At 58.3% G+C, this 3,074-nt stretch carries 4 protein-coding genes and 1 pseudogene; 3 read left to right on the forward strand and 2 right to left on the reverse strand.

The annotated features are described in order from the left end of the window. The coding region (locus P0D73_RS46070) for a site-specific integrase (RefSeq protein ID WP_408436349.1) at positions 1 to 300 on the reverse strand (300 nt) is incomplete at its 3' end. A gap of 1,013 nt (positions 301 to 1,313) precedes the next feature. Here P0D73_RS46070 and P0D73_RS46075 point away from each other — a divergent pair. After that, complete coding sequence (locus P0D73_RS46075) at positions 1,314 to 1,610, forward strand: phospholipase D-like domain-containing protein (RefSeq protein WP_408436352.1); 297 nt, start codon at positions 1,314 to 1,316, stop codon at positions 1,608 to 1,610. 25 nt (positions 1,611 to 1,635) lie between these two features. Here the strand turns inward: P0D73_RS46075 and P0D73_RS46080 are convergent. Further along, positions 1,636 to 1,950, reverse strand: a pseudogene (locus tag P0D73_RS46080) (IS256 family transposase); the annotation flags it as partial. A gap of 152 nt (positions 1,951 to 2,102) precedes the next feature. On the opposite strand from P0D73_RS46080, the gene P0D73_RS46085 reads away from it, so the two are divergent. Continuing rightward, positions 2,103 to 2,381: an HU family DNA-binding protein gene (locus P0D73_RS46085; RefSeq protein ID WP_408436355.1), complete on the forward strand. Its 279-nt coding sequence runs from the start codon at positions 2,103 to 2,105 to the stop codon at positions 2,379 to 2,381. A 165-nt stretch (positions 2,382 to 2,546) separates the two neighbouring features. After that, entirely contained in the window at positions 2,547 to 2,837 is a 291-nt protein-coding gene (locus P0D73_RS46090; protein WP_408436358.1) for a hypothetical protein, read from the forward strand. Positions 2,838 to 3,074 lie beyond the last annotated feature (237 nt).

Below are 3,074 nucleotides of genomic sequence, written 5' to 3' on the forward strand. Positions count from 1 at the left end.
GCGCACCGGTTGCATCCTGACCATCAGTTCGGGCCGGTCGAGCGTGACGGTGAAGAAGAACTTCAGGCCGGTGATCGCGTGGTTCAGCGACACGGCCGATGTGCCGTGGTCGACCAGATAGAGCTGGTAGCGGCGCAGGTCCTCGACGGTGGCCGTGTCAGGTGAGCGCCCGAGAAACCGGGCGAACTCACGCACGATGTGCAGATAAATGTCCTGCGTCCTGGGGGCAAGCTGGCGCATGCGCATGTCGTCGAGCATGCGCTGGCGCAGCGGACTGACGTTTGACTGTGAGGAGGTCATGATTGGGCTCCTGCCGGAGAACGAGGCGGATTGCCTCATTCGCCAACATACGGAACCGCGATGCCGGCCTCTCCGTGACCACTGGCGTCTGACCGGAGCCCCTACCGCGCGAGCGGTTTCGTTCGTCGGCCATCTTCAGTCACTCGACCTCGCCCCAACTTGAATATTTGAACGTCGGTTCCTCATGGGTAACGGACTCTCCTCAACTATGCATTTCACGCAATCGTCAATGCTGCCAGATCCTGTGCTCAAGTTTTTCGGATCGCGTCCGATAATGCAGCTTAGACGTCGTATGCACTGTTAAAAAGTCGGAGAGCAAATGAGCACCGCAATCTGTGAGTCACCAGGCGAACGCTAGACGTCTTTATTCGGTGAGACGCTGTCCAGTGAGACCCAGAAGATTCGCGCAACACCTGTCCTGCTAGGCCAATCGCTCCTATTAGAATCAGTTGGTCATAACCGCAACGCTCACCTTTTTGTAAGCCTTGCACGTTGGCAATTCACCTTCCTCCATAGATTAGTTGAACAACGATGAGTCACCATCAAGATCTCAATACACTTAAGCGACGTCAAACCGACATGGGAGACAACACGGAAGATGTCCCTTTGGAGAACTTGTCCGTTGAAGTGGAATTGGCGAGCAGCACAAAGTCCGCATGCTATTTCCGTGACTTGGAAAGCCCGTTGATACGTCATATCCGAAGCGCAGATGCAGTCGTCGGATGTGTTGCGTGGCTCACGAGCTTACGCGTCTTGAACGCACTAGCGTCGAAACAGGCGGCATCTGTCATCGTCCAGAAAGAGGATTTTCTGCGGCCAGACCTTGATCCCTTGCCCGAGGATTGGAAAACTGAACTGCGCGCCCACTATGAAGCTGTGTCGCCCATTCGCGCGCCTGGTCATTGGGGGGCTGGCTGGAGATACGAACGTCTGAGGATATGGTCGGCCATGGGCGTCCATTGCACGACGTCGGAATCCGGTGCATCGGTCATCGAAGGGGTGCGGAATCAGCAATGCCGCGCATGCACCACAAGTTCTTCGTATTCTTGCGGGCGACAGAAGCGACAGATCCCGAAGTTGTCGCCGGAGCTTGGCCATATCAGCCGTATGCAGTCTGGACGGGTTCTTACAACGTAACCAAGAACGGAAAAGCGTCATTGGAAAACGCGCTTTTCATCGAAGACGCCACACTCGCGGAAGCATACTGCGCCGAGTGGGCACAATTAATTGAAATATCAGAACAGTTGGATTGGAAAAGCGAATATGCTGCGCCAGAGATCGACTACAACACAGGTGCGTGTATCAGCTGACGCATAACCCTGCGTCTCGGCGGTTCGTTGAGACTCGCTTGGCTGCGTAGCCATTCAAGACTTTCGCCACGTCCGAATTGTGAAGTCTGCGAATAGCTGTTAGGCCCGATCCGCTGGCGAGTCCCATCAGGTGCTTGCCGCCGTCGCTATCTACTCCGATGGCTGCCAGGATGTGGCGTTTGTCGACGATGATGCCGTCCATGTAGATCGCCAGAATGTCCTGGTCGTCGAAGCGCCGTCCCATCAGCTCGGAAAGCGCCTTCTCGCTGGCCTTGATGAACTCGCGCGAGATGCTGCTCTTTGCAATGCCCACGGTGCCGGCCATCTCGGGCAGCAGCCGGTATTAACCGTCGGGCATCGGACACGACTTAGGGAGGGTCGGCATCGGGCGATCCATCCGGTGATGCACGTCGGTGAGACTGGCGCAGATTGCGCAAAGGTATGCGGATCGGGTAGGGTGGCGACATCTTCAACCAGAAGAGGGATAAAACCATGAACAAGCAGGAACTGGTGGATGCAGTCGCCGCGAAGACCGGAGACAGCAAGGCCGCGACCGGTGAGGCGATTGACGCGGTGATCGCGGCCATCACCGGTGAACTAACTAAGGGGAAGACGGTGCAGCTGATCGGCTTTGGTTCGTTTTCGACCGGCGCGCGTGCCGCACGGGTCGGCCGCAACCCGGCGACCGGCGCCGAGATCCAGATCCCGGCCGCAAAGACAGTCAAGTTCACCGCGGGCAAGGCGTTCAAGGATGGAGTGAACGGGGCCTGAAACCGAGGGGACCCGTCAGACCTTGTCCAACGGTCTCCTCGTTGAATCGCCGCTACCAGGGGGCGACAGCCACGTCGGAAAGTAGTGCTCCGGCTGTCGCCTGGACGCGGGTCGGCTGGCCTGGTAGCATTTGTTGACAGATGACCTGTCCATCGCCGTGTCGACATGGCCAAGTTTGTCTACACCAATACCCGCATGGGAAAGAAACGATTCCGGACACGGCGGCAGGTCTCGTGCCCGATCATCGGTGCGTTCCTGTGCTACCGGGCGCGCATCGTGCGCGTCATCGCGGAAGCACGTGGGCAGCGCGCGATGATCGAATCGCTCGACGCAACGAATGCAGGACATTCATCAGCACGGTCAAGGCGGGCAGCCCGCGCGAATCCGGCGTCCAGCTATTCTGAACTTGGCCTGCGTCGGGGCCCATCTGACGGTCAACCTTCGTTTCACAACTAACAGTGTGTGCGGGTCGGGTACGGTCGATCGCTCGTAGGGCTGAGGTCGGCCTCCGTTCCTCAAGTGGTTGCGTCGAAACTCGACTTTGACAGATTGATGCCGTCCGGTTCCGGAGGCCCCTACGCATCAGGCCTTCGTGCCCGGAGGACGGCGGTGTCCATTCCATCTCGGCCACAACCGCCGTTCACATGCGTCGTCGCTCGGCCGTTCAAACGTCGGCTCTGCCTTGCGGATTCG

Origin of the sequence: Paraburkholderia sp. RL18-101-BIB-B, assembly GCF_046026985.1 — a bacterium.
Lineage (GTDB): Bacteria > Pseudomonadota > Gammaproteobacteria > Burkholderiales > Burkholderiaceae > Paraburkholderia.